Raw genomic sequence first — 4109 nt, forward strand, 5'->3', positions numbered from 1 at the left:
AAGGCTGAAAAGCCGCCGGAACAAAAGCCGCCGCCGCCGAAACCGCCAGACGACCAGGTGCTGAAGCGCGTTTTCCAGTACGGCCAGAAAGATACCGGGCCGGAGAAATCGCTCGACGGAAGCAGCGCTAAACCCAACACGCCGTCGCCGGCCAAGGATGAGGCTGCAAAGCCGCCTGTCGCGCCGACACCCGTGCCGACGGAGCCCGCCCCGGCTGCAACGCCACAGCAGAAGGCAGACCCCAGCAAGCCTGACGAGAAGCCGGCCACCGTTGCGCCGGACGAAAAGCCCGCGCAAAGCGAGGAAAAGCAGGCGACCGAGGACACCGACAAACAGCAGCCGGACAAACAAGAACTCGCACCGCAACCTGACGAAAAGCAAGCCGTCGTGACGCCAAAGCCATTGACGGCTGAGACCGGTGACAAGCCGGCGCCTCCAGCTTCGACTGGAAAGGCAAAGTCCAAACCTGCCAAGACAATGACGTTCAAACCCGCAAGAGCTTTCAAAGCGCCGATCGGGAATGCTGGAAGGTCAAATCCCACCAACGACGACGTTGCAGGATCACCAATCTATTCCGGCCTTCCGGGCGTCAGAAAGCTTTACTCGCAAGGGGCAACCGGCAATGCGTTCGCTACAAGCTCCATGGAGAATGTGCCGCGCGGTCAGCGGGTGGCCACCCTTTGCGGCAACGTTCTGAGCCGGGAACTGCAAAGTGCCGACTATACGGTCAAATGGGTGCCAACCATTACGCTGGACAAAGGCAATGTTCTCAATCCTCCGCAGGCCGCCTTCAGCACCAGAAACGCTTGGTACAACCTAAATTTCCGATGCGAAGTCGACGCCGATGCGACGAGGGCCCTGTCCTTCAACTTCCGTGTGGGCTCCCTCGTGCCGCCTGGCGAATGGTCCAGCCGTGGATTCACAAAGTATCGTCTAAACTAGGCCGGCACACCAAACCTAGCCAATTGCCGGCTAACTTCTTGCCAGTCGGCGCAGACGAAATCGGCACCGGCAGCCGTCAGCCGCGCGGCGTGCTCGGCATAGGTATGGCCGCCACCGGTGTAGCCGATCGCCGTCATGCCGGCGGCGATCGCGCCCTGGATGCCGAAGGGCGAGTCCTCGATGACGATGCAGTCAACGGGATTGGCGCCGATCTTGTCCGCCGCGAAGAGGAAGATGTCCGGCGCGGGTTTGCCGTTCTTGACCATCGAGGAACTGTAGATCGCATCGCCGAAGAAACGCGCCAGCCCGGTCACCGCAAGGCTGTGGTTTATGCGCTCGACGGAGGAGGACGAGGCGACACAGCGGTCGCCTGCAAGCGCCTCCAGAAAGGCAGTGATTCCCGGTGTCGGCTTCAATTCCTGCGAGAACAGCACCTTGGTCTCGGCCCAGATGTCGCCGTCCGCCGCCGCCGGAAACTGGTGGCCGGTCAAATCTTTGATCCTGGCGATGATATCGGACTGCTTCATGCCGATGCATTGGGCGATGACGCTGGTGTTGACGCCGGGCATGCCGTGCTTTTCGTAGACGCGCTCATAGGCGCGGGCGGCCAGAGGCTCGCTGTCGACAAGAACGCCGTCGCAATCGAAAATAATAGGCCTTGGTCGCGCCACGCGTTTCCCTCTCGAGTCAATTTTCGCACATCGCTATCGGCAAAAAGTCAAATGTTCAATAGCACGTGCGGTTTTGGGGGCGCGAAGAGCGGGCTCAAAGCTGGCGCAACGCATCGCTCGCACGGGAAGACACGAGCGCCCGTTGCATGGCTTGCCGGGACTGCGCGCGATCCGGGGTGATCCAGTTCGGTTCGGCGCCGAGAAAGCGGTCGAGGAAAGCCACCGCATAGGCCGGCATCTCGGTCACATTCTCGCGATAGGACCACCAGGTGCGCAAATCGTCGGCGCATTTGTCGATCCCGGGTGTCGTGCCGAATTCCTGCTCGTGGATCGCCGAAATCACCGAGACGCAGTAGTTGGTGTAGAGGAAACCCTCCGGCCAGAAGCGGACGATTTCCAGCGTGCCGGCGTTCGTTTCCGTCTCGATCAGCTGCGTGAGGCCGGAGATTTCCCTGGCCGGCGCCTGTTTTATCAGCTCACGCAGCACGAGGCCGGCGGCAAAGACGATGAAGTCGGCGCGGTCGATCGCGGCGAAGCGCTTCTGCCCCTCCATGATCTCGACCCAGTCGAGAAAGGCCCTGGTGAGCTTGGCCTCGTCGATCTCGAAGCGCACGCCGAACGTGTCCGAGACCACCTTGGCGCTGCCGCGAAAGGTGGCGCGGAACCAGCGCAACTGCCGCAGCCGATGGCGAAGATCGGGCATCAAGGCCAGTTCGTCCCTGAAGGGCAGGTCCATGTTTCCTCGTATCCTGTTTCCCGGTCAGCCTAGCACAAGCGCGCCGCCGCCGAAATCTGTCAGCGGCCCTGTGGATGACCGCTTCAGAGGCCAATATCATACATATTGACATTCTCGGAAACAAATGTTCTCACTTTGCTGTTGTCACGCGCCGGTCCAAGGTGCGATTCAACTGAGGCTTCGGGAGGAGAACCGAATGGCGATTTGGCAGTGGGGACTGCTTCTGCTGGTTATCGTGTGGGCGCTGCAGTCGCTCGGCGTCTGGCTGCAGATGCGGCATTATTCGGATGTCTTCAGGGGCGTCACCGACCAGTACAAGGACGGCTTCGTCGGAGCCGGCAATTTTCGCGGCCGGTTGGCCAAGGGCACCATCGCGCTCGTGGTGGTGACGCCCGATCTGGTCGTGCGCCGCCTGATGGTGATGAGCGGCCGTTCCGTCTTCACCAAGTTCAAGAGACATGAAGAATTCGAGGGTGTTCCCCTCGATCGACTCCGGTCCAACCCTGCAATCATGGGGGAGGGGGAACCCGGTGTGGCCGAGGCCGTGAAACGGGCGATCGAGCAGATCGACAAGACACGGTCGGAGCCGGGGAAGAAGCCGGGCCTGTCCGGTTTGAACGTAGCAAGGGCTTAGAGCCGGATGATTTCGGGCTCTAAATCAAAGGGATAGAGGACGCCGCGCACCGACTGGGATCAACCGGCGGGTGGCATAAGGAGGAGAAATGTCTGTATTTTCGTTGTTGGCGCAGCATGCCGACATGGCCGTGCACAATCTGCATGTCGCAGGTGCCATGGTTTCGGATGCCGCATTGCATGGCAAGCTCGCTGTCGAGCATGCCTCCGACCATCTCGTTGTCCTCGCACAAGCGGACAGCGGACCGATCACCGTCGATCAGTTCAAGGAAAAGCTGAAGGACGTCCAGCAGGAAGAGCAGCTCGGCTGGCTGACCGCCATCGGCAAGTACTTCATCGGCATCTTCCAGAAGGGCGGCGAGGTCTTCGCCGGCTTCGTCACCGGCATCATTCCGACGCTGGTCGTGCTGATGACGGCCTTCTATGCCGTCACCGAACTGGTCGGTGAAGAGCGCGTGCATGGCCTGGCGCGCGGCGCCGGCCGGATCGCGCTGACGCGCTACACGCTTTTGCCGCTGCTGGCGGTGTTCTTCCTCACCAATCCGATGGCCTATACGTTCGGATCGTTCCTGGAAGAAAAGCACAAGCCAGCCTTCTATGACGCGGCCGTGTCCTATGTGCACCCGCCGCTCGGCCTGTTCCCGCACATCAATCCCGGCGAGTATTTCGTCTGGGGTGGCATTCTCGTCGCGCTGCTGGAGCTGGAAAAGAAGGGCGTCGTCGTCGCCGGCTACCACGTCAAGGTGGCGATCTGGTACGCCATCGTCGGCCTCGTCGTCATCCTGCTCAAGGGCATGCTGACCGAACGCATCACCGCGATCATGGCACGCCGCCAAGGCGTCGAGCTGTAAGGGCGGGGAGGACATCATGGCCAAGACATATAAAGCCGTAAAAATCTCCCAGGGCAAAACCGGCTGGGGTGGCCCGCTCATCATCGAGCCGACCGAACAGCGCAGCAAGGTGGTTTCCGGCACCGGTGGGGGCATTCACCCGGTGGCGCAGCTCATCGCCGACATGACCGGCGCCGAGGCCGTCGACGGCTTCAGGGCACCGCCGATCGAAAGCGAGATGGCGGTTGTCGTCGTCGATTGCGGCGGCACCGCACGATGCAGCGTCTATCCGCGCAA

General features: G+C 61.4%; 5 protein-coding genes and 1 pseudogene. 4 read left to right on the forward strand and 2 right to left on the reverse strand.

Annotated elements, in window-relative coordinates; translation table 11 throughout:
- Window positions 1-942: DUF930 domain-containing protein (locus tag EN879_RS26530; protein ID WP_127274340.1), on the forward strand; the 942-nt coding region annotated here is incomplete at its 5' end.
- Here EN879_RS26530 and EN879_RS26535 read toward each other — a convergent pair.
- Both EN879_RS26535 and EN879_RS26540 read right to left on the reverse strand, forming a co-directional pair.
- Window positions 939-1613, reverse strand: coding sequence for an HAD family phosphatase (locus EN879_RS26535; protein WP_024503715.1), 675 nt, complete (start codon window positions 1611-1613; stop codon window positions 939-941). The genes EN879_RS26530 and EN879_RS26535 overlap by 4 nt on opposite strands.
- Window positions 1614-1707: 94 nt before the next feature.
- Window positions 1708-2349, reverse strand: coding sequence for a hypothetical protein (locus EN879_RS26540; RefSeq protein ID WP_063169124.1), 642 nt, complete (start codon window positions 2347-2349; stop codon window positions 1708-1710).
- A gap of 196 nt (window positions 2350-2545) precedes the next feature.
- Between EN879_RS26540 and EN879_RS26545 the strand changes: the two genes are divergently transcribed.
- The 3 genes and pseudogenes from EN879_RS26545 to EN879_RS26555 all read left to right on the forward strand — a co-directional run.
- Entirely contained in the window at window positions 2546-2983 is a 438-nt protein-coding gene (locus EN879_RS26545) for a transcriptional regulator GutM (protein WP_013529327.1), read from the forward strand.
- Between the two features lie 88 nt (window positions 2984-3071).
- On the forward strand, window positions 3072-3833 hold the full coding sequence (locus EN879_RS26550; RefSeq protein WP_013529328.1) for a PTS glucitol/sorbitol transporter subunit IIC: 762 nt from the start codon (window positions 3072-3074) through the stop codon (window positions 3831-3833).
- 16 nt (window positions 3834-3849) lie between these two features.
- A pseudogene (locus EN879_RS26555) lies at window positions 3850-4109 on the forward strand (PTS sorbitol transporter subunit IIB); the annotation flags it as partial.

Origin of the sequence: Mesorhizobium sp. M7A.F.Ca.AU.002.02.1.1, assembly GCF_003998535.1 — a bacterium.
Taxonomy (GTDB): domain Bacteria; phylum Pseudomonadota; class Alphaproteobacteria; order Rhizobiales; family Rhizobiaceae; genus Mesorhizobium; species Mesorhizobium ciceri.